Origin of the sequence: Bradyrhizobium sp. B117 (assembly GCF_038969555.1) — a bacterium.
Classification (GTDB): Bacteria; Pseudomonadota; Alphaproteobacteria; order Rhizobiales; family Xanthobacteraceae; genus Bradyrhizobium.
On record NZ_CP152414.1, the window covers coordinates 3,990,215 to 4,016,183 of the forward strand.

At 65.4% G+C, this 25,969-nt stretch carries 26 protein-coding genes; 17 read left to right on the forward strand and 9 right to left on the reverse strand.

Annotation, left to right across the window (positions count from 1 at the left end):
* Positions 1–8: 8 nt before the first annotated feature.
* Positions 9–797, reverse strand: coding sequence for a flagellar basal-body rod protein FlgG (gene flgG, locus AAFG16_RS19400; RefSeq protein WP_283085900.1), 789 nt, complete (start codon positions 795–797; stop codon positions 9–11).
* Between the two features lie 16 nt (positions 798–813).
* Complete coding sequence (flgF, locus tag AAFG16_RS19405) at positions 814–1,575, reverse strand: flagellar basal-body rod protein FlgF (protein ID WP_283085901.1); 762 nt, start codon at positions 1,573–1,575, stop codon at positions 814–816.
* 377 nt (positions 1,576–1,952) lie between these two features.
* On the opposite strand from flgF, the gene fliL reads away from it, so the two are divergent.
* From fliL to AAFG16_RS19435, 6 genes are all read left to right on the forward strand, one after another.
* Positions 1,953–2,453, forward strand: coding sequence for a flagellar basal body-associated protein FliL (gene fliL / locus AAFG16_RS19410; protein WP_027560323.1), 501 nt, complete (start codon positions 1,953–1,955; stop codon positions 2,451–2,453).
* An 18-nt stretch (positions 2,454–2,471) separates the two neighbouring features.
* A complete protein-coding gene (fliM, locus tag AAFG16_RS19415) occupies positions 2,472–3,674 on the forward strand; it encodes a flagellar motor switch protein FliM (protein WP_027560322.1) in 1,203 nt (400 codons plus the stop codon).
* Positions 3,671–4,117: a DUF6468 domain-containing protein gene (locus tag AAFG16_RS19420; RefSeq protein WP_283085902.1), complete on the forward strand. Its 447-nt coding sequence runs from the start codon at positions 3,671–3,673 to the stop codon at positions 4,115–4,117. The genes fliM and AAFG16_RS19420 overlap by 4 nt, the downstream gene beginning before the upstream one ends.
* Positions 4,118–4,126: 9 nt before the next feature.
* Positions 4,127–4,888 carry a flagellar protein FlbB gene (locus tag AAFG16_RS19425; RefSeq protein WP_283085903.1) on the forward strand — a complete coding sequence of 254 codons (762 nt, stop codon included), beginning with the start codon at positions 4,127–4,129 and terminating at the stop codon, positions 4,886–4,888.
* 103 nt (positions 4,889–4,991) lie between these two features.
* On the forward strand, positions 4,992–8,729 hold the full coding sequence (locus AAFG16_RS19430) for a tetratricopeptide repeat protein (RefSeq protein WP_342740233.1): 3,738 nt from the start codon (positions 4,992–4,994) through the stop codon (positions 8,727–8,729).
* Positions 8,730–8,810: 81 nt separating this feature from the next.
* Positions 8,811–9,047: a hypothetical protein gene (locus tag AAFG16_RS19435; RefSeq protein ID WP_283085905.1), complete on the forward strand. Its 237-nt coding sequence runs from the start codon at positions 8,811–8,813 to the stop codon at positions 9,045–9,047.
* Between the two features lie 206 nt (positions 9,048–9,253).
* On the opposite strand, the gene fliP is transcribed toward AAFG16_RS19435, so the two are convergent.
* Positions 9,254–10,006 (reverse strand): flagellar type III secretion system pore protein FliP, encoded by a 753-nt coding sequence (fliP, locus tag AAFG16_RS19440; RefSeq protein ID WP_283085906.1) that lies wholly within the window; start codon positions 10,004–10,006, stop codon positions 9,254–9,256.
* A complete protein-coding gene (locus AAFG16_RS19445) occupies positions 10,003–10,971 on the reverse strand; it encodes a flagellar biosynthetic protein FliO (protein WP_283085907.1) in 969 nt (322 codons plus the stop codon). The genes fliP and AAFG16_RS19445 overlap by 4 nt, the downstream gene beginning before the upstream one ends.
* Before the next feature lie 357 nt (positions 10,972–11,328).
* Between AAFG16_RS19445 and flgB the strand changes: the two genes are divergently transcribed.
* The 10 genes from flgB to AAFG16_RS19495 all read left to right on the forward strand — a co-directional run bounded on the left by flgB (position 11,329) and on the right by AAFG16_RS19495 (position 20,559).
* The gene (flgB, locus tag AAFG16_RS19450) at positions 11,329–11,733 is read left to right on the forward strand and encodes a flagellar basal body rod protein FlgB (protein WP_092213402.1); all 405 of its coding nucleotides are present in this window, start codon (positions 11,329–11,331) and stop codon (positions 11,731–11,733) included.
* A gap of 13 nt (positions 11,734–11,746) precedes the next feature.
* Positions 11,747–12,172 (forward strand): flagellar basal body rod protein FlgC, encoded by a 426-nt coding sequence (gene flgC / locus AAFG16_RS19455; protein ID WP_008142415.1) that lies wholly within the window; start codon positions 11,747–11,749, stop codon positions 12,170–12,172.
* 16 nt (positions 12,173–12,188) lie between these two features.
* The gene (gene fliE, locus AAFG16_RS19460; protein WP_008142413.1) at positions 12,189–12,497 is read left to right on the forward strand and encodes a flagellar hook-basal body complex protein FliE; all 309 of its coding nucleotides are present in this window, start codon (positions 12,189–12,191) and stop codon (positions 12,495–12,497) included.
* A 128-nt stretch (positions 12,498–12,625) separates the two neighbouring features.
* Positions 12,626–12,889 (forward strand): flagellar biosynthesis protein FliQ, encoded by a 264-nt coding sequence (gene fliQ, locus AAFG16_RS19465; RefSeq protein ID WP_074123897.1) that lies wholly within the window; start codon positions 12,626–12,628, stop codon positions 12,887–12,889.
* A 17-nt stretch (positions 12,890–12,906) separates the two neighbouring features.
* Positions 12,907–13,677 (forward strand): flagellar biosynthetic protein FliR, encoded by a 771-nt coding sequence (fliR, locus tag AAFG16_RS19470; RefSeq protein ID WP_283085908.1) that lies wholly within the window; start codon positions 12,907–12,909, stop codon positions 13,675–13,677.
* A 7-nt stretch (positions 13,678–13,684) separates the two neighbouring features.
* A complete protein-coding gene (gene flhB, locus AAFG16_RS19475; protein WP_342740234.1) occupies positions 13,685–14,764 on the forward strand; it encodes a flagellar biosynthesis protein FlhB in 1,080 nt (359 codons plus the stop codon).
* A gap of 154 nt (positions 14,765–14,918) precedes the next feature.
* Positions 14,919–17,507, forward strand: coding sequence for a PAS domain-containing protein (locus tag AAFG16_RS19480; protein ID WP_342740235.1), 2,589 nt, complete (start codon positions 14,919–14,921; stop codon positions 17,505–17,507).
* A 324-nt stretch (positions 17,508–17,831) separates the two neighbouring features.
* Positions 17,832–18,839: a Tim44 domain-containing protein gene (locus tag AAFG16_RS19485; RefSeq protein ID WP_283085911.1), complete on the forward strand. Its 1,008-nt coding sequence runs from the start codon at positions 17,832–17,834 to the stop codon at positions 18,837–18,839.
* A gap of 145 nt (positions 18,840–18,984) precedes the next feature.
* Complete coding sequence (locus tag AAFG16_RS19490; protein ID WP_342740236.1) at positions 18,985–19,665, forward strand: lectin; 681 nt, start codon at positions 18,985–18,987, stop codon at positions 19,663–19,665.
* A gap of 186 nt (positions 19,666–19,851) precedes the next feature.
* A complete protein-coding gene (locus tag AAFG16_RS19495; RefSeq protein ID WP_342740237.1) occupies positions 19,852–20,559 on the forward strand; it encodes a glutathione S-transferase in 708 nt (235 codons plus the stop codon).
* Between the two features lie 293 nt (positions 20,560–20,852).
* Here the strand turns inward: AAFG16_RS19495 and AAFG16_RS19500 are convergent, their stop codons facing one another.
* From AAFG16_RS19500 to AAFG16_RS19520, 5 genes are all read right to left on the reverse strand, one after another.
* The gene (locus AAFG16_RS19500; RefSeq protein ID WP_342740238.1) at positions 20,853–21,527 is read right to left on the reverse strand and encodes an isoprenylcysteine carboxylmethyltransferase family protein; all 675 of its coding nucleotides are present in this window, start codon (positions 21,525–21,527) and stop codon (positions 20,853–20,855) included.
* 77 nt (positions 21,528–21,604) lie between these two features.
* Complete coding sequence (locus tag AAFG16_RS19505) at positions 21,605–22,726, reverse strand: LuxR C-terminal-related transcriptional regulator (RefSeq protein WP_342740239.1); 1,122 nt, start codon at positions 22,724–22,726, stop codon at positions 21,605–21,607.
* The gene (locus AAFG16_RS19510) at positions 22,717–23,031 is read right to left on the reverse strand and encodes a hypothetical protein (protein WP_342740240.1); all 315 of its coding nucleotides are present in this window, start codon (positions 23,029–23,031) and stop codon (positions 22,717–22,719) included. Before AAFG16_RS19510 ends, AAFG16_RS19505 begins: the two co-directional genes overlap by 10 nt.
* A gap of 98 nt (positions 23,032–23,129) precedes the next feature.
* A complete protein-coding gene (locus AAFG16_RS19515) occupies positions 23,130–23,303 on the reverse strand; it encodes a hypothetical protein (protein WP_235545139.1) in 174 nt (57 codons plus the stop codon).
* Positions 23,304–23,564: 261 nt separating this feature from the next.
* A complete protein-coding gene (locus AAFG16_RS19520) occupies positions 23,565–24,038 on the reverse strand; it encodes a hypothetical protein (RefSeq protein ID WP_342740241.1) in 474 nt (157 codons plus the stop codon).
* A gap of 242 nt (positions 24,039–24,280) precedes the next feature.
* Between AAFG16_RS19520 and AAFG16_RS19525 the strand changes: the two genes are divergently transcribed.
* Entirely contained in the window at positions 24,281–25,936 is a 1,656-nt protein-coding gene (locus tag AAFG16_RS19525; protein ID WP_342740242.1) for a fumarate hydratase, read from the forward strand.
* Positions 25,937–25,969: the final 33 nt, after the last annotated feature.

The following is a 25,969-nucleotide window of genomic DNA, read 5'->3' on the forward strand; positions in this document are numbered from 1 at the left end:
TCATCACCTCAGCGGAACAGCGCCGTGGTCGATTGCATCATCTGGTCGGCGGCGCTGATGACCTTGGCGTTCATCTCGTAGGCGCGCTGCGCGGCAATCAGGTCGCTCATCTCCGAGACGACGTCGACATTGGCCTGCTCCAGGCTGCCTTGCGTGATCTTGCCGTAACCCTCGGCGTTCGCGGTGCCGTCCTGCGGCGGACCGGAGGAGGGCGTCTCGGTGAACTGATTGCTGCCGACCGGCTGAAGGCCGGCCTTGTTGATGAACCGGGTGAGGCCGATCTGGCCGAGCACGGTCGAGGTTGACGAGCCCGGCAGCGTCACCGAGACCTGGCCCTGCTCGTTGACGGCGAGGCCCGAGGCATTTTGCGGGATCGTGATCGTCGGCTGCACCGGGTTGCCCTGCGCGGTGACGACGCGGCCCTGATTGTCCATCTGGAAGGTGCCGTCGCGGGTGTACTGGTAGGTGCCGTCGGGCATCAGGATCTTGAAGAAGCCATCGCCCGAGACCGCGAGGTCGAGATCGTTGCCGGTCTGCGACAGCGTTCCTTGCGTCATGCTGCGCGGCGTGCCGACGGTCTTGACGCCGCCGCCAATGTCGACGCCGACAGGCACGATGGTGCCCTGGTCGGAGGCCTGCGCGCCGACGCGGCGGACGTGCTCGTAGATCAGGTCCTGGAACGCCGCGGTCTGCTTCTTGAAGCCGGTGGTGCGGAGGTTGGCGATGTTGTTGGAGATCACCTGAACGTTGAGTTCCTGTGCCGCCATTCCGGTCGCTGCGGTGTGAAGCGCCTGCATGTCAGTTCTCTCCTAATCAGGCCGGAACGTCGGCGAGCTTCTCGATCGCCGATTTGTGGAGGTCGCTTTGCTGCTGCAGCAGGTTGGCGATGGCGGTGTAGCTGCGCATGACCTCGACCATGCGGCTCATCTCGCCGACCGCATTCACGTTCGACTTCTCGATGTAGCCCTGCTGCGCGGTGGACTTGGTGTCGGCCTGCTGGGTCGCGGAGCCGGCGTCGTAGAGGTTGGCGCCGAGCTTGGTCAGCTTGGCCGGATCGTCGAACGACACCATGCGGATCTTGCCGCGGATCGAGTCGGTCTTGGCGGTGCCCTCGAGCACGGTGATGGTGCCGTCGGGCGCGATGTTGATGTCGTGGTCGGTCGGCTGGAACGTGATCGGGCCGCCGGTGCCGAGCACGAGGTTGCCGTCGGAGGTGACGAGCTGGCCGGTGCTGCTGAGCGTGAATTTGCCGTCGCGGGTGTAGCGCTCGGCGCCGTTGGCTTGCACCGCGAAGAACGCGTTGCCGGAGATCGCCACGTCGAGCGGGTTCTTGGTCTCCTCCATCGCCCCCTGGCCGACGTCGCGGAAGGTGCCGCGGTCCTGCACATAGGAGACGCGGCGGTCGGAGCCGATGAAATTGTCCTCGCGCGCGTTCGAGTTGAGGTACTCCTCGAACAGCGAATGGTCGGCCTTGAAGCCGTTGGTGTTGGCATTGGCGACGTTGTTGGCGATGACATCCATCTGCCGTTCCAACGTCATCTGCCGCGACAGGCCGATCAGAAGCGCGTTCTGCATCGGAAATCTCCCCTGAGTGGGCCTGCCACCTCGCTCTCCCAAGCGCCTTGGCGGACCCGTGAACGAGACTGTCGGGTTCTCCCAAACCTTCGGTCTCGCCACTCTCTCAGCGAAAGCCGTGCCAACCTGAAAAGATATTAAATTTCAATGGATTGTCGATTTTTCGAGGGCGCCGGCGGCCGGCAGAAAGGTTCTTTTAGCCATGTTTGCCCGGCAGATTTTTCCTAGCAGAGGGCCAATCGAAAGGTTCCGTTAACCATTATTACCGTAGCGTTTGCGCGTAAGAGGAGCGCATTGCGCTGGGGCATTTGTATCGCGTCACTGTCTGCCAGGAGACTTCGCTCTTTCGATTCCTTTGAGAGATGAGCCGGGCGACCATGGCAGAGAATGAAGCGGAAGGCGGCGCAGCCACTGAGGGCGCAGAAGCCGCTCCGCCGAAGAACAAGCTGAAGCTCATCATCATGGCCGTCGGCCTGCTCGCCGTCCTCGGCGGTGGAGCCGCGACCTGGTTCTTCTTCTTCCGCCATGGCGAGGACGAGCATCACGCCGAGGCGGCGCCGCCGCCCAAGCCCCCGGCGTTCGTCGACGTCCCCGATATGATGGTCAACCTTGCCGGCGCGCCGGGCGAGCGCGTGCAATATCTGCGGCTCAAGATCGTGCTGGAGCTGAAGGAAGAGAAGCAGATCGAGGCGATCAAGCCGACGATGCCGCGCGTCACCGACATCTTCCAGACCTATGTGCGCGAACTGCGCCCCTCCGACCTCAACGGCTCCGCCGGCATCTTCCGCCTCAAGGAAGAGCTGACCAAGCGCGTCAACGCGGCGGTCGCGCCGATCCAGGTCAGCGCGGTGCTGTTCAAGGAAGTCGTGGTCCAGTGAGGGTAATGGGCTAGCGCCATGGCCGGCAACGAGCAGATGGACCAGGATGCGATTGCCGCCCAATGGGAGGCGTCGCTCGATTCCGAGGATCCCGCGGAAGCCGCGAAGGCTGCTGCTGAAAACGAGCTATCGGAGACCATGGCCCTGCAATGGGCGGCCATGGTCGAGGACGGCAGCCGCGATCTCGGCACCGGCAAGAACTCCGGCGAGCGGGTGCTGTCGCAGGAGGAGATCGACAATCTCCTCGGCTTCACCGTCGGCGACGTCACACTCGACGACCATTCCGGCATCCGCGCGATCATCGATTCGGCGATGGTCTCCTACGAGCGTCTGCCGATGCTCGAAATCGTCTTCGACCGCCTGGTGCGGCTGTTGACGACGTCCTTGCGCAATTTCACCTCCGACAACGTCGAAGTCTCGCTCGACCGCATCACCTCGGTGCGCTTCGGCGACTACATGAACTCGATACCGCTGCCGGCCGTGCTCTCGGTGTTCAAGGCCGAGGAGTGGGAAAACTTCGGCATGGCGACGGTCGATTCCAACCTGATCTACTCGATGATCGACGTGCTGCTCGGTGGCCGCCGCGGCACCAGCCAGCTCCGCATCGAGGGCCGGCCCTACACCACGATCGAGACCGAACTCGTCAAGCGGCTGGTCGAGGTGGTGCTGGCCGATGCCGAGCAGGCGTTTCGGCCGCTGTCGCCGGTGACCTTCACGATCGACCGGCTCGAGACCAATCCGCGCTTTGCCGCGATCAGCCGTCCCGCCAACGCCGCGATCCTGGTGCGCCTGCGCATCGACATGGAAGACCGCGGCGGCAATATCGAGCTGCTGCTGCCTTACGCCACCATCGAACCCATCAGGGGCGTGCTGCTCCAGATGTTCATGGGCGAAAAGTTCGGCCGCGACCCGATCTGGGAGGGCCATTTCGCCACCGAGATCGTGCAGGCCGAGATCGCCGTCGATGCCGTGCTCTACGAGGCCGACATTCCGCTCAAGCAGCTGATGCGGCTCAAAGTCGGCGACACCCTGCCGCTGGACATGCGGGCCGATGCCAACGTGACCGTGCGCTGCGGCGACGTCACCCTGACCGAGGGGCGGATGGGCCGGGTCGGCGACCGCGTCGCGATCCGCGTGACGAAACCCTTGCGCAAGCCAAGTACGACACTTGCGATGTTCGAGAAGGTGGACGAGCAGAACAAGATGATGGAGGCCCCATGAACCACTCCCTGGGAATGGCGATCGAGACGCTGGTGGCGATCCTGCTGATGCTCACGATCGGCTACTGCATCCTGCTCAACAAGCGCCTGACGCGCCTGAAGGCCGACGAGCATTCGCTGAAGGCGGTCATCGCCGAGCTGATCACCGCGACCGAGATCGCCGAGCGCGCGATCGGCGGGCTGAAGCTCGCCGTGCGCGACGTCAACGAGAACCTCGGCAGCCAGCTCGCCGCGGCGACGCAAATGTCCGACCAGCTCTACAAGCAACTCGGCGAGGCCGACAACGTGGTGCGGCGCCTGTCCAAGATCGCGATCGCTGCGCGCCCCGCCACCACTCCGGAAACGGCCGCAGCGCCCGCAGCCAGGCCCGCCTCGGCGAAGGCGGTGGCGGCCGCGGCCGAAGCCTTCTCCGAGCGCCGCCGATCCAACGGCCTTGCCGCATGAAGTCAGGGTATGAAGTCCTTTCGTAACATCCGCGTCATTCCGGTCGTCCTGGTTGCCGTCGCAGGTCTCGCCACGCTGAAGGTGGCGGGCCTGGCGATCAACGGCGGCTATGTGTTCGACTACCAGCCGAACCCGACCAAGAAATCCTGGGCGCAGGAGAATCTGAACTTCCCGACCGGCCGCGAGGACCCCGACATCACCGGCTCGACCCATGGCGCGCCGAAGGAGGCGCCCAAGCCCGCCGCGCCCGAGACCAAGCCCGAAGGCACCGTGGTCAAGGTGGAGGAAGCCCAGCCGCAGGTCTCGGCCTCCGAGCGCGCGATCCTCGAGCGCCTGCAGGCGCGCCGCCAGGAGATCGAGGCCCGCCAGCGCGAGATCGACATCCGCGAGAGCCTGCTCAAGTCGGCCGAGAAGCGCATCGAGAACAAGGTCGAGGAGATGAAGGCGGTGGAGACCCGCATCTCCGCCACGCAGGCCGAGCAGAAGGCCGCCGAAGCCCAGCGCATGAAGGGTCTCGTGACCATGTATGAGGGCATGAAGCCCAAGGATGCCGCGCGGGTGTTCGACCGGCTGGAGATGGGCGTATTGATCGAGATCGCCTCGGCCATCGCGCCGCGCAAGATGTCGGACATCCTCGGATTGATGTCGCCGGAAGCCGCCGAGCGGCTGACGGTCGAGATGGCCCGAAGAGCCAATGGCAGCGGCGATCTCTCCGCCTCGGCCGGCGACCTGCCCAAGATCGAGGGCAAGCCGACGCAAAAGCCGAATTGAGGGCTCATACTTAAGAAGTCCTTAATTGGCAAAACCTACATTCGAAGGCAGGGGCCGGCCCTAGCGCCGGCGTGGATCGTCGAAGCCGGAAGACATGCCGCCAATGGCGCGAGAGGCTGGATTGTTGTCGCGAGCCCGCGCTCTGGCGCAGGGGCTGTCGCGTCATGTCCGCAAGGCGCCTCTGCTGGCGGCCTGCCTGATGGTCGGTTTCGGTGGCTCGGCCCGGGCCGCCGATCCGATCCGCGGCGAGGCGACCTTCTCGGCCGGCGGCGGCTTTGCCCGTCTCGTGATCAAGCTCGGCGAGGACGTTCCCTCCGAGGTGACGACCGCGGGCTCCATCCTCATCGTCCGCTTCGACCGGCCGGTCGACGTTCCCGTCGACCGCGTGCCGGAAGGCGCGCCTGATTACGTCAATTCCGCCCGGCGCGATCCTGATGGCGGCGCCATCCGCCTGTCGCTGGCGCGGCGCGTCACCGTCAACACCATGAATGCCGGCGAGCGCACCTTCATCGACCTCCTGCCGGAGGGCTGGAAGGAACCGCCGCCGAGCCTGCCGATGGACGTGGTCAAGGAGCTCGCCGAGCGCGCGCGCGTGGCCGAACGCGCGCTGCGTGCGCAGCGGGCCGCGGCCGAGAGCAAGAAGCGTCCGCAGATCCGCGTGCGCGCCTCGGTGCAGCCGACCTTCGTCCGCTTCGTGTTCGAGATGCCCGACGGCGTCGGTGTCTCCTCCGTGCTCAACGAGCAGAAGCTCACGCTCGCCTTCAACGCCAACCTGAATTTCGATCTCGCGGATGCCGTCGTCGCGGCGCCGCCGAACGTCGCCTCGATCAAGCAGAAGGCCGATATCGACCAGACCAATGTCGAGATCGCGCTGATCGGCGATTCCGACGTGCACTCCTTCCGCGACGACAAGAATTACGTCGTCGACATCTCGTTCCAGCCGGAGAAGGGCAAGACCGCGGCGACGGCCGAGTCCGTGATCGCGCAGGCCAAGCCCGCGGCCCAAGGCCATGGACCTGCGCCTGCGCCTGAAAAGCCTGTGGCCGAGAAGAAGGACGCCCATCGCGAGATCACGCCGCCGACTTCGGAGACGATCGCGCGAGAAGCCAAGATCGAGGTGAAGCCCGAGGTGAAGCCGGAAGCGCCCGCCGCGATGCCGCCCGTCGAAGCGCCGAAGCCGGTGCCGGCTCCCGCGGCTGAGGCAGCGCACGCTGCGGAAGCGCCCAAGGAGACCGTCAAGGAGATCGTGAAGGAGGCTCCGAAGCCCACGCCACCCGTCGCCGAAGCTCCAGCCGCGCCCGCAAAGGCGGAGGTTATCGAAGCGCCCAAGGAGGTCGCGAAGGAGCCGGCCAAGGAATCCGTGAAGGCTGTACCTGCCGAGGCGCCCCCGCAGCCGGCGATTGCCAGCGTCGATGCGCGCCGCGACAGCGACGGCCTGCGCGTGACGTTCCCGATTCAGGTCGCAACGGCTGCGGCGGCGTTCCGTCGTGGCGACACGGTCTGGCTGGTGTTCGACACGCCGAAGCCGATCGATGTCGAGGCGATCCGCACCAGGGGCGGCGCGATGATCGGCGAGGTCGGCCGCGTGCCGCTCGACAAGGGGCAGGCGGTCCGCATCCGTCTCACTCGGCCGCTGGTCTACTCGCTGACCAGCGAGGAAGTCGGCAAGGAGACCAACTGGCTGCTCACACTCGCCGACAAGATCCAGGCGACGCCGTTGCCACTGTTGATGTCGCGCAACATCACCGATCCCGCGCTCGCCAACATCGCGATTCCCTTCGCCAATCCGGGCCTTCTGCACAAGCTGACCGATCCCGACGCCGGCGACACGCTGTATGTCGTCACCGCGCAGCGGCCGGTGCGCGGCTTCATCAAGCGGCAGGACCTCGTCGATCTGTCGCTGCTGGAATCCGCGCACGGCATCGCGATCCGTCCGAACTCCGACGAGGTCGGCGTCGAGGTCGGGTCCGACAAGGTCATCCTCGGCAAGAAGGGCGGATTGACGCTGTCGCCCGTCGACATCTCGGCCGAGCGGGCGCCGACCGCGGTGCGCCCGATCTTCAGCCCCGAGGGTTGGCGCAAGGGCCAGTCGGAGAATTTCTGGACGCGCCAGAGCGATCTGGTCACGGCGATCTCGGCGGTCGAGCCGGCGCAGCGTTCGCTGCCGCGACTCGACCTCGCGCAGTTCTACATGTCGCGCGCCATGTACCACGAAGCCAAGTCCGTGACCGACATGATGCTGAGCGATCCCCTCAACAAGGAGGAGAGCAGCGCGCTGATCATGCATGCGATCGCGAGCATCCTGATCGGCCGGCCGGCGCAGGGTCTGAAGGACCTCGCCAATCCCGTGATCGGCAACAGCCACGATTCCCAGCTCTGGAAAGCGCTCGCCTATGCGCGCCAGGGCAAATGGGCGGACGCCCGCGAGAAATTCAAGAACGTCGAGTTCGCCATCGCCTCGCTGCCGCTCGACATCCAGCGCATCGTGACGATGGACGCGATGCGCGCCGCGCTCGAAGTGAAGGACTATGCCGGCGCCTCCAAACGCCGCGGCGAGATCGAGGTGGTCGGTGTGCCGCCCGAGGCGGCGCCCGGCTTTGCCGTGTTGCGGGGCCGGCTCGCCGAGGCGCTCGGCCACGACAAGGACGCGCTCGACGACTACAAATTCGCGGTGGCCTCGAACGACCGCCAGGGGGCGGCCGAGGCCAAGCAGCTGGAAGTGGCGCTGCGCCGGAAGCGCGACGAGATCAGCAAGGAAGACGCGCTGCGCGATCTCGAGACGCTGTCGATGACCTGGCGCGGTGACTCGATCGAGGTCAAGACGCTCCAGATGCTGTCGAAGATGTATGCCGAGAACGGGCGCTATCGGGACGCGCTCGCCGCGGCGCGTACCGCAACGAAGCTCCAGCCGAATGCGGAAGCCTCGCGGCAGGCGCAGGACCTCGCCTCCGACCTGTTCACGCAGATATTCCTGGGACCCAAAGGCGACGAGCTGCCGCCGGTCGAGGCGCTCGGGATGTTCTACGAGTTCCGCGAGCTGACGCCGATCGGCCGTCGCGGCGACGAACTGATCCGCCGGCTCGCCGACCGTCTCGCCTCGATCGACCTGCTCGATCAGGCTGCCGAGCTGCTGCAATATCAGGTCGACCACCGCCTCGAGGGGGCCGCGCGTGCGCAGGTCGCCGCGCGCCTCTCCATGATCTATCTCGCCAACCGCAAGCCCGACATGGCGATCACGGCGCTGCGCGCGAGCCGCATCAGCGATCTTTCCGGCGAGCTGCGGCAGCAGCGGCTACTGTTGGAAGCGCGGGCGCAGAGCGACGTCGGCCGCCACGATCTCGCGCTCGACATCGTCTCCAACGTCTCCGGGCGCGAGGTGCTGCGCCTGCGCTCCGACATCTTCTGGGCGGCGCGGCGCTGGCGCGAGTCTGCCGAGCAGATCGAGCTCTATTACGGCGACCGCTTCCGCGACTTCAAGCCGCTCAATGCGGTGGAGAAGAGCGACATCATTCGCGCCGCCGTCGGTTATGCGCTTGCCGACGATTCCATCGGCCTGTCGCGCTTCCGCGAGAAATACGCACCGCTGATGAGCGAGAGCGCCGACCGCGTCGCTTTCGACATCGCCAGCAAGCCGGCCGCGGCCTCCAGTGCCGAATTCGCCGAGATCGCCAAGTTAGCTGCCAGCGTCGACACGCTCGACGGTTTCCTGCGCGAGATGAAGCAGCGCTTCCCGGACGCCACCGCCCGCGCGCCGGCCGCGCCGCAGGCCCATGACGAGACCGACCACACCGGCTCGCTGCCCACGATCCCGGTCGTGCGGCAGATCAAGATGACGCGGTAGGAACCCTGCTACGTCTCGGCCTCTCGACAGGTGCCGCGCAAGGCGGCAACCTGTACCCCTTCATGCCGGGAGAGCGTCGAAATGAGCAAGCCTGCCAAGACCGAAGCCGAACTCATCGCCATGGCGCGGGCCGAGCTGAAGGCCCATGCCGATGGCCCGGACGACCTCGCCATCTCCATCGTCCGCGACGGCGACAGCTGGGAGTTCCGCGTCGACGCCGACCAGGCCACACGAGACCGGCCGGGCTTCCCCGAAAGCGTCGCCATGCTGGTGCAGATCGGCGATCACCTCAGCAAGCAGTATGATGTGAAGGGGTAGGGAACGGCTGTCATAGCGCCTCGCGCGAAGCGCGGCCCGGGGCGCTGCCTCTCCGTCATTGCGAGCGCAGCGAAGCAATCCAGTCTGTCTCCGCGCAAAGACTCTGGATTGCTTCGTCGCAAGAGCTCCTCGCAATGACGGGGAGAGGACAGCGACAATTACTGAATCTGAGAGGACGCGTCGCTGTTGGCTCAGCAGATCTCCCACTATCCCCCGTAACTCTGCACAAGGCTTCCCGCGACCAGCGACCAGCCGTCGACCAGCACGAAGAAGATCAGCTTGAACGGCAGCGAGATCGTCGCCGGCGGCAGCATCATCATGCCCATCGACATCAGCACCGAAGCGACGACGAGGTCGATGATCAGGAACGGGAGAAACAGCAGGAAGCCAATCTCGAAGGCGCGTTTCAGCTCGGAGATCATGAAGGCGGGGATGAGGATGCGAAGTGCGAGCTCGTCCGGGGTGGCAGGCGGCGGTTCGCCGGAGAGATCCAGGAACAGCTTGAGGTCCTTCTCGCGCACGTTCTTCTGCATGAAGCCGCGCAAGGGGACGGAGGCGCGCTGAAGCGCGTCCTCGACGCTGACCTGGTTGGCGACGAGCGGGCGGATGCCCTCGTCGTAGGATTTCTGCAGCACCGGCCCCATCACGAAGAAGGTGAGGAACATCGCCAGCGCAATGATCACGGAGTTCGGCGGCGCGGTCGCCGTGCCCATCGCGGTGCGCAGCAGCGACAGCACCACCACGATGCGCGTGAACGACGTCATCATGATCAGGATCGACGGCGCGATCGACAGCACCGTGAGCAGCGCGATCAGCTGGATCGCGCGTTCGGTGACGCCGCCGCCCTGGCCGCCGAGATTGATGCTGATGTCCTGCGCATGGGCAGGCATCGCGAGCGAAGCCGCGCCGATCAGGACAGAAAGAAAAACAACTCTACGCGGGAGGGCCGGCAGCCTCACGAAGACGGCTTCGGACGGCCGAGCAGGGAGGCCATCTCGTCTTCGAGATTCTCAAAGCTGGTCTTCTCCGCGGCCGGCTTTGGCGGCGGTGCCGATGGCGCCGGCGGCTCTATGCGGGCTGCGCGCGGCGCCGCCGCGGGCGGCTCGGGCGCAACCGGAGGCGCGGCCGTCTCGCCGGCCGGGCGGCGCAGCGCAGCTTCAAGACGCTGCGCCATCTCGGCGAGATTCTGCTCGGCGCTCGAGGGCGCAGCAGCGGGGGCCGGCGGCAGAACGGGCGGCGCCTGCGGCACGGGCGGCGGCGGTGCGGCCGGGCGCTCGGCGCGCACCGGCGGCACCTTTACGGGCTCGCCCTGGCGCGGCGGACGCGGCATCAGCGGCGGCTCATTGCGGGCAATGCGTGGCGGGAGCGGCTCGGGACGCGACTCGCGCTCGGGGCGCGGCGCGATCGGCTCCGGCGGAAAGCCGGGCAACGACGGCTCGCTGCGGCGCTCGGCCAAAGCGGGCGCGGGCCGGCGCACTTCGTCGGCGAAGGACGGGCGCGCGGGCCGCGGCGGCGGCTCGGGCATTTGCGGCTCGGGATGATCGAGCAGTTCGGGCCGCGGAGCCTCATCGGCCCAGCCGCCGGCATCCGGCATCGGGGCGAGGCGCGGCGGTTCGGCGGCGTTGGAACGCTGCGGGAGCTGGTCGCGGCCCGGGGCGGCACGAACGATGTTGGGCTCGACGACGATGTCGGTCGGGCCGCCGATCATCAGGAGATGCTCGACATTGTCGCGCCGGACCAGCACCAGGCGGCGCCGGCCGTCGACCGCGGCAGCATCGATCACGGCGAGCCGGGGCATCCTGCCGCGCTGGGTGTTGGCGCCGAGCCGGTTACCGGCGAATCGGCGCACCAGCCAAGCAGCGACGCCGATCAACGCCAGAACGACGATGAACGCGAGGATGAAGGTGATAGGGCTGCCTTGCATACTTGTCCCCGACAAATGGCGCTTTTCTTGCGCCCATGGTCAGATGCGCCAACCACCGGCGTACGATGCCCCAAAACTGCGATCTCTTAACGTCCTACGGCAAGTTTTGCCGTCCCCAAGTCTTATTAACCTATGAATCGCCCGATCCAAAACGACTTCTTGGCCTGTGCACGCCCGCCAAGCGGTTGGGTTAATGCCACTTTTGGGAACGTAGAATCACGGGGCGCCAAATTTGTGTCCCGGCAAGGACAAGCGAGCGTCATGCGTTCCCGGCATCCTTAACCACCTGTTAACCATACAGGCGGCAAATTCTGCCTAGCTTCGGACACAGGTCCGACGGCGGAAGGAGCCGCAACGATGTCCATCAACGACCTCCCGGTGCTGTCGGCGCTTCGCACCAAGATGCAGTGGCATCAGGAGCGCCAGCGCGTCCTGTCCGAGAACGTCTCCAACTCCGACACCCCCAAATTCCGGCCGCGTGACCTGGTCGAGCCGAAGCTCGACAAATCCGGCGCGGTGACCGGCTCGATGGGCCCGCTGGCGATGACCGTGACCAGCGCCTCGCACATGACGCCGTCGGGCGCGGCCTCCAGCTTCGACCAAAACAAGAATGCGGGCTTCGAGACCCGTCCCGCGGGCAATGCCGTCAATCTCGAAGAGGAGATGATGAAGGCCGCCAGCAACCAGATGGATTACGCGGCGGCGACCTCGCTCTATTCGAAGAGCCTGCATCTGCTCAAGACCGCGATCGGCAAGGGTTAGGCTGGGGTAGATCATGGCGAATGACAGCAGCGACTTTGCCCGCTCGATGGCGATCGCGACCTCCGGCCTGCGGGCGCAGGCCGGGCGCATGCGGGTGATCTCGGAAAACATCGCGAACGCGGACTCGACCTCGCAGAGTGCAGGCGGCGATCCCTACCGGCGCAAGGTGCCGACCTTCTCCTCCGCGCTCGATCGGACGCTCGACGCCCAGGTCGTCACCCTCGGCAAGATCAAGCCCGACCAGTCCAACTTCCGCGTCAAGTATGAGCCGAACAATCCGGCGGCGGATGCCACCGGCAACGTCAAATATCCCAACGTGAACTCGGTGGTCGAGATGACCGACATGCGCGATGCGCAGCGGTCCTACGAGGCCAATCTCAACATCATCAGTGCGACGCGCCGGATGATCCAGCGCACGCTCGACATCCTCAAGAGCTGAACAGGACATTTGAGCCATGGCATCACCGACAATCGCCGCCAATGCCTACGCCAACCTCGCCCGCGTGCTGGAGAACAGCGGCGCCGGCAAGGGCAGCGAAGCGAGCGGGCAGTCCTTTGCTTCGCTGCTGAAAGACGCGGTCGGCAGCGTCATGGAGTCCGGCCGCAAGTCCGACGCGCAGACGGTGGCGATGGCCGCCGGCAAGGCCAACGTGATGGACGTGGTGACGGCGGTCGCCGACACCGACGTTGCGGTGTCCACGCTGGTCTCGGTCCGCGACCGCGTGATCGCCGCGTATGAAGACATCATGAAGATGCCGATCTGACGGTTGTCATTCCGGGGCGCGCGTAGCGCGAGCCCGGAATCCATAACCACGATCGGGAGTATGGATTCCGGGCTCTCGCTGCGCGAGCCCCGGAATGACGAAAAATAACTCACTGTGAGAAATCCAAAATGACCGGACCCGAAACCCTCGACGTCGCGCGTGATGCGATCTGGACCATCGTGATCGTGTCGTCGCCGCTGATGCTGGTCGGCCTCGTGGTCGGCGTCATCGTGTCGCTGTTCCAGGCGCTGACGCAGATCCAGGAGCAGACGCTGATCTACGTGCCGAAGATCCTCGCCATCTTTGCCACGATGTTATTAGCGCTGCCATTCATGGCCGACTCGCTCCACGCCCACATGCTGCGGATCTCGTCGCGAATCATCGGCGGCTGAGGCACAATGCGCCCGTCATGCGCATCGACGTCTCGCTGCTGCCGGCGCTCGCCGCGTCCTTCATGCTCGCCTTCGCCCGGGTCGGTGCGATGGTGATGCTGTTGCCAGGCCTCGGCGAGACCAACATCCCGACGCGCATAAAATTGTCGATCGCGCTGCTGCTCACGCTGATCATCCTGCCGTTGCACCGCAATGCCTATCATGTCGACATGGGTTCGCTGGCGCCCCTTCTGGTGCTGATGCTGCATGAGATCGTGATCGGCATCGTGCTGGGCGCGACCGCGCGCGTGACGCTGTCGGCCCTTCAAGTCGCCGGCTCCGTGATTGCGCAGCAGATGGGGCTCGGCTTCGTCACCTCGGTCGATCCGACGCAGGGGCAGCAGGGCGTTCTGGTCGGCAACTTCCTGACCATGCTCGGCGTTACGCTGCTGTTTGCCACCGACAGCCATCACCTCGTGATCGCGGCGCTGAACGACAGCTACACGATCTTCTCGCCGGGCGAGACGATGTCGAGCGGTGACGTCGCTTCGCTGGCGACGCGCGCCTTCGCCGCCGCGTTCCGCCTGGGCTTGCAGCTCTCCGGGCCGTTCCTGGTGTTCGGCCTCGTCTTCAACATCGGGCTCGGTGTGCTGGCGCGGCTGATGCCGCAGATGCAGGTCTATTTCGTCGGCGTGCCGCTGTCGATCTTCGCGGGCTTCCTGGTGCTCGCCGTGGTGCTCACCGCGATGATGGGCACGTATCTGGATTACTTCATCGGTGTCATGCACCAGATGATGCCGCTCAAATAGGTGATCGATGGCGGAAGACAACGATCCCGAAAGTAAAACAGAAGACCCGACACAAAAGCGCCTCGAGGAGGCGCTCGAACGCGGCGACGTTGCGAAAAGCCAGGAGATCAACACCTGGTTCATGATCGCGGGCGGCACGCTTGTGGTCTCGACCTTTTCGGGATCGGTCGGCAGCGGGCTGGTGACGCCGATGCGCAATCTGCTCGCCAATTCCTGGATGATCAAGACCGACGGCGGGAACCTGCTCGCGCTGATGCAGCAGATCGAGATCGCCGTGCTCGCGGCGGTCGGCGTGCCGCTCTTGATGCTGGTGCTGGCGGCGATTGCCGGCAACATGCTCCAGCACCGTCTGGTGTGGTCGGCCGAATCCCTCAAGCCGAAGTTCAGCAAGCTTTCGCCCGCCGAGGGCTTGAAGCGCATCTTCGGCAAGCAGGCAGCGGCGAACTTCCTCAAGGGCCTCGGCAAACTCGTCGTGCTCGGCGCGGTTATGACCATAGTCCTATGGCCGGAGCGGCATCGCATGGAGGCGATGGTCAAGCTCGATCCGGCCGCCATGCTGGGCGCCACCACCAGCATGACCATCCATCTGCTCGGCGCGGTGGTCGCGGCGCTCGCGATCATCGCGATCGGCGACTATTTCTTCCAGTATCGCAGCTGGTTCCAGCGGCAGAAGATGTCGCTCCAGGAGATCAAGGAAGAGTTCAAGCAGTCCGAAGGCGACCCGCACATCAAGGGCAAGCTCAGGCAATTGCGCCAGCAGCGCTCCAAGAAGCGTATGATGGCGGCGGTTCCCAAGGCCTCCGTGATCATCACCAACCCGACCCACTATTCGGTGGCGCTGTCCTACGAGCGCGGCATGTCGGCGCCGATCTGCGTCGCCAAGGGCGTCGACAACCTCGCGTTCAAGATCCGGGAGATCGCGCGCGAGCACGACATCCCGATCGTCGAGAACGTGCCGCTGGCCCGTGCGCTCTACGCCACCGTCGATATCGACCAGGAAATCCCGACCGAGCACTACCATGCGGTCGCCGAAGTCATCGGTTACGTCATGCGGCTGAAGCGCGGATTCGGCGCCGGACGGGAATAAAACACCCGAAAAGTACCGGAAATGGCCGTAATCTGGGAATCAGCGTACCTTTCGCCCCTGCTGCCCTTGCGCCTGCGGGTCCGATTGAGGCAGGGAAGGCCCCGTGCGCGCGATGGCGCGTTGATTCTCTGCCGACAGGCTGCGCCGGCTTGATATGACTGCTGAGACCGACCACGACCTCACACGCGAGCCCGTTGCGGCGCACGAGCCGTCGCCGCGCTCGGGCAGCATTGCGCTGGTGCTGCTGGTGGCCGCCGGTCTCGTCGCGGTCGCCGTCGGGTTGATGACGCTCGGGCGCGCGCAGGCGCAGCCCTACATCCTCGGCATCCTCGCCGTGCTGGCGATGGTCGGCCTGTTCAACCTGTTCGCCTTCGCCGCCGGCATCATCCGCTTCGCCGACCGTAGTCTGGACGATCCCATCATCGGCCGCATCTCCGATCATGCCTTCGATGGCCTCGCCGTGACCGATCCGCGCGGCCACGTGGTCTATTCCAATGCGGCCTATCTGACGTTGACGGGCGCCGCCGGCCCGCAGGACGTGCGGCCCGTCGAGCGCGTCTTCATCGGCAACCCCGACGTTTCCGAGGCCGTGTTCCGCCTGCTGAAGGCTGCCCGCGAAGGCAAGCGGCAGCAGGAAGAGGTGCGCATCTCCGGCCACGACGGCAGCCAGGGCCGTTGGCTGCGGATGCGGGTACGCCCGCTCGGCGGCGGCAAGCGCGAGGCCAAATACGCGGTGTGGTCGATCGCCGACATCACCCGCGACCGCGAGCGCCAGGAGGACGTGTTCCAGGAGCTCCAGCACGCGATCGAATATCTCGATCACGCGCCTTGCGGCTTCTTCTCGGTCAATCCGGCCGGCGAGCTCGCCTATGTCAACGCGACGCTGGCGAACTGGCTCGACTACGACCTCGCCGAGATCGGTTCCGGCGGCCTGAAGCTCACCGACATCGTTTCCGGCGACGGCGCCTCGCTGCTCACCGCAATCGTGGCGGTTCCAGGCGAGGTGAAGACCGAGGTCTTCGACATCGACCTGCGCATGCGCACTGGCAAGACCATGCCGGTGCGGCTCTACCACAAGCTCGCCTTCGGCGCCGACGGCGCGCCGGGGCCGTCGCGCACGCTCGTCATCAGCCGCGCCCGCGACGAGCGCAGCGATCCTGATCGGGCCGCCGAAGTGCGCTTCATGCGCTTCTTCGACCACACGCCGATGGCGATCGCCACCGTCGATCGCGCCGGCAACGTCGTGCGGGCGAACGCGCGCTACGCCAAGCTCGGCCAGGCGCTCGGCCTCGACAGCGCCTCCAAGTCGATCTTCCGCGCGGTCAATTCGCGCGACCGCCAGCTTCTGATCGCGGCCATCAACCAGGCCGCCGACGGCCAGGCCGACGTCGCGCCGGTCGAGGTCGCGCTGGAAGGCACCAAGGAGCGCTGGGGCCAGTTCTTCGTCACGCCGGTGGACGCCGCCGAGAACGAGGCGGAAGCGGCCATCGTGCACATGCTCGAGACCACCGAGCGGCGTGCGCTGGAGAACCAGATCAACCAGTCGCAGAAGATGGAGACGGTCGGGCAGCTCGCCGGCGGCATCGCGCACGACTTCAACAACGTGCTCTCCGCCATCATGATGGCGAACGACTTCCTGCTGAACGCGCACAAGCCGACCGATCCGTCGTTCCAGGACATCATGCAGATCAAGCAGAACGCGACGCGGGCCGCCACATTGGTGCGGCAGCTGCTGGCGTTCTCGCGGCGGCAGACGCTGCGGCCGCAAGTGCTCGATCTCGGCGACGCGCTCTCCGACCTTGCCATGCTGCTGCGCCGGCTGATCGGCGAGAAGGTCAAGCACGAGACCATCCACGGCCGCGACCTCTGGCCGGTCAAGGTCGACGTCTCCCAGTTCGAGCAGGTCATCGTCAACCTCGCGGTGAATGCGCGCGACGCCATGCCCGACGGCGGCAAGTTGATCATCCGCACCGCCAACGTCACAGCGGAGGAAGCGGCCAAGCTCGCCTACAAGGGCATGCCGGCTGCGGACTATGTGCGGATCGAGGTCGCCGACACCGGCACCGGCATTCCCGCCGACATCCGCGACAAGATTTTCGAGCCGTTCTTCTCGACGAAAGAGGTGGGCAAAGGCACCGGCCTTGGCCTCTCCACCGTCTACGGCATCGTCAAGCAGACCGGCGGCTTCATTTATGTGGACTCGGAGCCGGGGCAGGGCACCTCGTTCCACATCTTCCTGCCGCGCCATCATCCCGAGGCCGAGGTGCAGGTCGAGCAGCCGGCGGCAACGGCCGTCAGCGCCACCAATGGCGCTGCGAAGGAGGCCGCGCCCGCGGCGGCGGAGGCAAAGCCGCGCACCGATCTCACCGGGCAGGGAACCATCCTTCTCGTCGAGGACGAAGAGGGGCTGCGTGCGCTCAACGCCCGCGGCCTGCGCTCGCGCGGCTACACCGTGGTCGAGGCCGAGAACGGCGTCGAGGCCATGGAGGTGCTGGACGAGCAGAGTGGCGCGATTGATCTCGTCGTCTCCGACGTCGTGATGCCGGAGATGGACGGCCCGACGCTGCTCAAGGCCATGCGCGAGAAGAATCCCGACATCAAATTCATCTTCGTCTCCGGCTACGCCGAGGACGCCTTCGAGAAGAGCCTGCCCGAGGGCCAGCAGTTCGATTTCCTGCCAAAGCCGTTCACCCTCAGCCAGCTCGTGGCGGCGGTGAAGGAGACGATGACGAAGCAGGGGTGAGGGCGCGCCATAACGCTTGCCGTCATTGCGAGGAGCGAAGCGACGAAGCAATCCAGACTGTCTCCGTGGAAAGATTCTGGATTGCTTCGTCGCGAGAGCTCCTCGCAATGACGGAGGAGCGAGCTCGTCCGCACTCACGGGCAAAAGCGGAATTGCCCCCGTTAAGCCAATGGTAACCCGCGACCACGGTTCCCCCGCGCCACCCCGGCAAACAACCGCCAAATATGGGCTTTTGCCACATCCCCGCGACTGAGGGCCGCAGCTGCGGGTTCCGAAACCGTCTTCACTTTTCGGGAAGTCTGCCCATCTTATGGCCACGTCCCCATGCCGGGGATTTGGGAAACGCACATGAATTTCTCGCAACGCTCCCGCAGTCTCTTCAAGACGATCGCCGTCGTGCTGGCGCTTGCGCTGCCGACCGCGCTCGCCATCTCGTCTGCCGACGCGCGCGTCGGCGGTGGCATGTCGTCGGGGTCGCGCGGCTCGCGGACCTATTCGGCGCCGCCGTCGACCACGACCGCGCCGGGCTCGACCTCACAGTTCAACCGCACCTACACCCAGCCGGGCGCAGGGATGAATTCGGCCGCGCCGGCGCGTGGCGGCCTGTTCGGCCGCGGCGGCGGCTTCCTCGGCGGCCTTGCGGCCGGCTTCCTCGGCGCAGGCCTGCTCGGCATGCTGTTCGGCGGCGGCCTGTTCGGCGGCCTCGGCGGCCTGTCCTCGATCCTCGGCCTGATCATCCAGATCGTGCTCGTGGTGTTCGTGGTGCGGCTGGCGATGTCGTGGTGGCAGCGCCGTCACAGCCCGCAGGCGGCCTACGCCAATGCTGACGCAAGTGCCGGTCCGGGACCCCAGACGAACTATCGCAGCGGCCTCGGCGGGGGACTGGGAGGTGGTCTCGGCGGCTTCGGCTTCGGCGCCAACAACGCACCGCTCGAGATCAAGCCTGACGACTATGAGGCGTTCGAGCGCCTGCTCGGCGAGATCCAGACCGCCTGGTCGAACGAGGACGTGGCCAAGCTGCACACGCTCGCGACGCCCGAGATGGTCTCCTATTTCGAGCAGGACCTTGCCCAGAACCGCGCGCGCAACGCCGTGAACAAGGTCAGCAACGTGAAGCTGCTCCAGGGCGACCTCGCGGAAGCCTGGCGCGAAGGCGAGACCGAGTACGCCACGGTGGCGCTGCGCTTCGCGCTGACCGACAAGACGCTGGACCGCAACACCGGCGCGATCGTTGCCGGCAGCGAGCAGCCGGGCGAGGCGACCGAAATCTGGACCTTCGCCCGTCGTCCGGGCGGCGGCTGGGAATTGTCAGCGATCCAGCAGACCAACTGATTGCGGACGAGATGAGAAACCAGGGCGTCGTGCTCCAGCACGGCGCCCTTTTCTTTTGGGCGTCTCGCAGCGCGGCATCGGAATAAGCGGGCGCGGCTCGGGTTGAAATCAGGCGGCGAACCAAAAACAGTCCTGGGAGGACAAGATGATCCGTATCGAGAGATCCGTGACGATTTCAGGGCTCGCGCTCGCGCTGGCCTTGCTCGCGGCGCCATCAGTGCACGCGCAGTCAGCTGATATGACATTCTTCGTGACCTCCAGCGGCCCGGGCAAGGGCGCCGATCTTGGCGGCCTGGAAGGAGCCGATGCGCAGTGCGCGAGGCTCGCTCAGGCCGCCGGCGCCGGTGCCAAGACCTGGCGCGCCTATCTCTCGACGCAGGCCGCCGACGGCAAGCCGGCCGTCAACGCCCGCGATCGCATCGGCAAGGGACCGTGGCAGAATGCCAAGGGCACGGTCATCGCCAAGGACGTTGCCGACCTGCACGGTCCGGCCAACAACCTCACCAAGCAGACGGCGCTCAGCGAGAAGGGCGAGGTCAACAACGGTGCTGGCGATACGCCGAACCGGCACGACATCCTCACGGGAACGCAACCCGACGGCACGGCGTTTGCGGCCGGCGACGACAAGACCTGCAAGAACTGGACGTCGAGCACGCAAGGCACGGCGGTCGTCGGCCATGCGGATCGTAAGGGCCTGCGCGACGACGAGCCGTCAAAGTCCTGGAACAGCTCTCACCCCTCGCGCGGTCCCGATGGCGGCTGCTCGCAGGCCGATCTGAAGAGCACCGGCGGCGACGGGCTGCTGTACTGCTTCGCGGCGAATTGAGGCCTCGTCATTGCGAGGAGCGAAGCGACGAAGCAATCCACACTGTCTCCGCGGAAGGACTCTGGATTGCATCGCTTCGCTCGCAATGACAGTGTGCTGGTGCCGTCGCCGTTCCGTCCAACCCTGACGGAACCTTCCGCCGCATGCTACATTGGTCCGATCGCCCCCACGCTCACGGACCCTCCCATGAAATACGAGCTCTACTACTGGCCCGAGATCCAGGGCCGCGGCGAATATGTGCGGCTGGCGCTGGAGGAGGCGGGGGCCGCTTACGTCGACGTCGCGCGGGGACCGCGCGGCACCAGCGCGATGATGAAGATGATGGACGCGGATGCCGGCACGCCGCCCTTTGCGCCGCCGTTCCTCAAAGCCGGCAAGCTCGTCATCGGCCAGACCGCGAACATCCTGCTCTATCTCGGCAGCCGCCACGGCCTCGCGCCGAAGACGGAAGCAGGCCAGCTCTGGGTGCACCAGCTTCAGCTCACCATCACCGATCTCGTGGTCGAGATCCACGACACCCATCATCCGCTCGGGCCGTCGATGTACTACGAGGACCAGAAGGCGCCGGCGAAGAAGCGCACCGCCGACTTCTGGGACGAGCGCGTTCCGAAATATCTCGGCTATTTCGAGCAGCTGCTCGCCGGCAGTGGTGGCGCTTACGTTACGGGGCGCCGGCTGACTTACGTCGATCTCTCGCTGTTCCAGATCGTCGCCGGGCTGCGCTACGCATTTCCGAAGCGCATGAAGACGTTCGAGACGGATATTCCGGGCCTCGTCGGCCTGCACGACCGCATCGCCATGCGGCCGAACATCAAAGCCTATCTCGCAAGCGAACGCCGCATTCCCTTCAACGAGCAGGGCATCTTCCGCCGCTACCGCGAGCTCGACAATTAGCCGGTCCGGACGGAGGCTGGCGGCAGCCCCCGTTCCGGACCGGCCGTTTCGGGCGCGATCAAGCGCCCGAAAACCTGATGGCTTCCGGTAAATAGCGATCGCGCATGATCAGGCCGCTCGCTTGAATCATCGGGCGCGAGGTCGTGCTCGTCGGGACAGGGCGGCTTGCAGAACATTGTCGCGTCTCCCGTTGTGTGGGTGCGCGTTTCCTCTAGCGAGGTTCGCATCCGGCGACGTCAGTCGATCGGAGGAGGGCAGCGTTTTTCCGTGCAGAGCGCAGAGGTGTGGTGTGCTCACCACACGCCCGGCAGCAAACGGTAGCGCACTCGTGCCGTATAGTCGGCATAGCCCGGCAGGCCCTCGCGCAGCGTGCGCTCCTCGATGCCGATGCGGACCGCAAACAGCGCGAGGAAGAGCGGCACCATCGCAAGTCCCCACCACGAGCCAAGCAGCAGCGGAAGGCCCACGAAGAACAGGACCATGCCGCTGTACATGGGATGGCGCACATGGGCGTATGGACCGGTCGAGATCACCCGCTGTGCGCGCTCGGCTTGCAGCTTCACCACGGGCGCTGCGAACGAGTTCTCGCGGAACACTGACATCGTGAACAGCATGCAGAGCACGAACAGCACGAAACCGAGGACCTGCAAGGCCATCGGCATGTCGGACCAAAGCGAACGCCGGTCGAGCCCCATCACGACCAGCCAGGCCAGCATCGCCGCAATAAGGGCGGCGACGAAGGCCTTGTCGGCCGGCGGCTGATCCTTCTGGATGACTGGACGGAGGCGCTCCGCCAGCAGCGCCGGGTCGAGCCGGTAGAGCCACCAGCCATAGAGCGGGCCGAGCAGGGCTGAGGTGACGAGGAACACCCAGGCCGAGGGCCAGTGCAAGGTCCCGGCGCAAGCGAACAGCAACGCACCCATCGCGACGGTGAAAATCATGTTCTGCAACAGCAGTCGGGCGATCATGCTCGATCCGGCTCCATCCCAGGCTGTTATATAGAGATTTTTTCCGGCCAACATGCGGCCGACGCGACGGGCCGGCTTCAGATCTTGATGGGCGGTGTAAAGGCCGCGATGAGCCGAACCAGATCCGCCTGCCGTTTGGTGCCGGTCTTGGTGAAGATCCGGGTGAGATGGGTCTTGATGGTCGTTTCGGCGATGCCCATGCTTCTGGCCACGTCAGGAACCCCACCGATTTCGACGATGGCGAGGAACACGCGCAGCTCGGTCGGCGTCAGCTTGAACAGCTTGCGGATGAGGTCGGGCGCGACGATCGTATCGATCGCTGCCTTGCTGACGAACAGGACGGCGCAGGCCTCATAGCTGGCCCCGAACATTTGCCGGCGCCCGGCGGTCAGCGGCAGGAGATGCCCGACATAATGCGAGCCGTCGCGGGCCGTCAGATGCAGCGAGATGCTCGCGCTCGTCATCGCCCGGTCACCGACAGCGGTCCCCGCCAGCGCTTGCCGCAACACACGATCGGCATTCAGGTCTGAGGTCACGAGCCGGCCGCGAACAGAGCGAAGCACGTCGGCGCCATCGAGAAGCTCCCGCGCGCTTTCATTGGAGTGGGTGATATGGCCGTTGGCATCGAGCAGCAGGACGGCGGTTCGCAGGGCGTCGAGCGTCCGGGCCGACGCTGTCCCCAATGTGTTCTGCTGCTCCAGTTTCTGCCTCACGAGCATGGCGCGCTGCATGTGCGGAGTCAGGTGGGAGATCACCTGATACATCCTGCGATCGACGGGACCTCCGGCCTTCATGATCGAGAGGCGGGATATCCCGTCGGCGGACTTGTTGAGCAGGATATTGGCGGCGTCCTCGAGACCCTGCGGCCGGGTCCATTCGTTGTAGAATGTTGTCGTCCGGAATTCGTCGACATCGATCCAGTCCCGGATCGTCTGGATCTGGCCAACCGGCGCGTGGAGCACGCCGCGCGACGGATCGAATGGTTCGTAGGTTTCGATGTAGGACTGAATATAGGCGGGCTCGACACCGACGGCGTGCGAGATCACGGCCTCGCCGCCGGCTCCGATCCGGACCAAGCCGCCGCTCTGGCCACCCGCCAGATCGACGATGCTGCCAAGCGTGGTCGTCCACCGGGAATCGTCGAGCGAGGCATCGTAGATGTCCGTCACCAGCGAGAGCAGCTTGTCATTCAGTTCCATTGGTTTGCAGTTCCATTGGCTTGTCCCATGGGCGCCTGGACCGGCTCGTCGGTCTCGCAGATGAGCACGCCGGATGCGGAATTTTGATGAGCCGGATCACACTTGATGTGACTGAGCAGGTGCCCCGTCGGTTCAGCGCCGCCTTTGCGGATGCTGAACGAGGCCGGCCGGGTGCCGGCGGCGAGGAGGGCGGACGTGGCGAGGAACAGCCGGGCCGGCGGCCAATGGAGGTTGCGGCGGACGACAACAGCGCGCGCCACGGTGATGAAGAGGATCGTGTTCTGCTGCGTGGGCCGCGGGGTCAACCGCGCAGGATATTGACCCGGCTATCCCGCGAAGGTGCGGCCGGACGCACGAAAGGCCCGATCGACCGGATCGGGCGTTTCAACTTGGGAAGGACTGATCAGGCGAGCTGATCGATCCGCGTGCCCTGGCCCGGCGGCAGCGGCGCGGGCGGCTGCGGCTTGTAGGTCGGGTCGGTGTCTTGGGTCTTGGTCTGGTCGTCCTGCTGCTTGGTCGTGTCGTAGCTCGGCACCACGATCGCGATCGGCGGCGGCGCAACGGTCGAAACGCTCATCCACAAATCCTCACACATGGAAACAATTGACCCTGCCCCGGTAGGAGCGAAATTTCCTTCAAGGCAATTGTTAAAATGCGAGGGAATGGTGTGGCGAGGCGCTATTTTCTTGCCTTCCGTTGTGCGCCTTCGAGGAACGTCAGTTCTCTCATCCGTCATTGCGAGCGGAGCGAAGCAATCCAGAATCCCTCCGCGGAAAGCCTCTGGATTGCTTCGCTCCGCTCGCAATGACGGAGTATGTGGAAAGAGCGAGCGCCCCTTCTACTCGTCTTTGCCGCGCGTGATCGCGATCGACGCATCCGTCTTGGTGCGGGTGCATTCCATGTTGAGCCGCCGGTAGCGCATCGTGATCTTGTCACCGCGCAAGAGGCCCATCCGCTTCAGGCAGCGTGTCGCGCCGGTCGTGGTGTCGTCCTTCGTCACGGTGAAGACGATCGCCGCCATTGACCCGACCAGATTAAAGAACTCCGGCGTCGGCTTGCGGTCGCCCTTGGCATAGAGCTCGATCGAATATTTGTCGCCGCGACAGCCCACCGACAGCTCCTTGGCCGAGGGATGCGTCAGGTACACGATGTTGCCGGCACGGAAATTCACCTTGAGCCGATCGATCTGGTTCGCCAGCTCCTTCGCGCTGTCGTCGCAACGGTCCGCGCGCGCGGGCGAGGCGAGGGTCACAAGGCCGGTGATGGCGGCGGCGACGAGGATCGCGCCGCGGATGTTCAGTTTGAAAATCATGATGAAAAGCCCCTGAGGGCGCGCATTCAACCTTCGTCGCGCCCGGAGCGCAAGGGGTGCACCCAGGTCTTCCCGAGCATCATGATGGCCACGCTGCTCTGCTGACGTCGCTGGAAAGGGTGTCAGGCTGCCGAATCCGGATGCCCCGGCCGCGCCGGAACGCCTTCCCTTTACGGCAAAAAAGCTTAGAACGCTTCTATGCTAGGGCCCGCCAGGGCTCCAAAAACCCCGAGATTTGCCCCATGAACGCTCCCTCCGCCTTCCCCGATCAGTCAAAGCCCGTCCCGCCCTACAAGCACACCCCGCTGTTTCCGCTCGGCAAGGACGAGACGCCCTACAAGAAGATTTCGTCAGAGGGCGTCAGGGTCGAGAAGGTCCTGGGGAAGGACATGCTGGTGGTGTCGCGCGAGGCGCTGCGGGCGCTGTCGGAGGCGGCTTTTGGCGACATCAATCATTATCTGCGGCCGGGACACCTGAAGCAGCTCCGCTCGATCCTCGAAGACGGCGAGGCGAGCCCGAACGACAAGTTCGTCGCGCTGGACTTTCTGAAGAACGCCAACATCGCGGCCGGCGGCGTGCTGCCGATGTGCCAGGACACCGGCACCGCGATCATCATGGGCAAGAAGGGCTGCAACGTCATCACCGACGGTGACGACGAGGCGGCGCTGTCTGAAGGTGCGCGCGATGCGTACTTGCGGCGCAACCTGCGCTACTCGCAGGTCGCGCCGCTGTCGATGTACGAGGAGAAGAACACCGCCAACAACATGCCGGCGCAGTGCGAGATTTACGCCGAGGGCGACGACGCCTACAAGTTCATGTTCATGGCGAAGGGCGGCGGCTCCGCCAACAAGAGCTTCCTGTTCCAGGCGACGCCCTCGGTGCTGACCAAGGACCGGCTGCTCGCTTTCCTGAAGGAGAAGATTCTCACACTCGGCACCGCCGCGTGCCCGCCTTATCACCTCGCCATCGTGATCGGCGGCACCTCGGCCGAGCTCTGCATGAAGACGGTGAAGCTCGCCTCCGCCCGCTATCTCGATGCGCTGCCGACCCACGGCTCGCCCGACGGCAACGCTTTCCGCGACCTCGAGATGGAGAAGGAAATCCACAAGATGACGCAGTCGCTCGGCGTCGGCGCGCAGTTCGGCGGAAAATATTTCTGCCACGACGTGCGCGTGATCCGTATGCCGCGTCACGGCGCATCGCTCCCCATCGGGCTAGGGGTGTCCTGCTCGGCCGACCGCCAGGTGCTCGGCAAGATCACCAAGGACGGCATCTATCTCGAGGAGCTCGAGCACAACCCGGCGCAGTATCTGCCGCAAGTCGAGCAGTCGCTCGGCGGCGAGGTCGTCAAGATCGACCTCAACCAGCCGATGAAGGACATTTTGGCGACGTTCTCGAAATATCCGATCAAGACACGGGTCTCGATGACCGGCACCATGATCGTTGCGCGCGACTCTGCGCATGCCAAGCTGCGCGAGCGGCTGGAGAAGGGCGAGCCGCTGCCTGACTATTTCAAGAACCATCCGGTCTATTACGCCGGTCCCGCCAAGACGCCCGAGGGCTACGCCTCCGGCGCGTTCGGTCCGACCACCGCGGGCCGCATGGATTCTTTCGTCGACCAGTTCCAGGCCGCCGGCGGCTCGATGGTGATGGTGGCCAAGGGCAACCGCGCTCCGGCCGTGCGCGAGGCCTGCAAGAAGTACGGCGGCTTCTATCTCGGCTCGATCGGGGGAGCCGCGGCGAACCTTGCTGAGCACTGCATCAAGAAGGTCGAGGTGCTCGAATATCCCGAGCTCGGCATGGAAGCGATCTGGCGCATCGAAGTCGTCGACTTCCCGGCGTTCATCATCATCGATGACAAGGGGAATGACTTCTTCAAGGAGTTGAATCTGGGCTGAACTGTCATGGCCGGGCTTGACCCGGCCATCCAT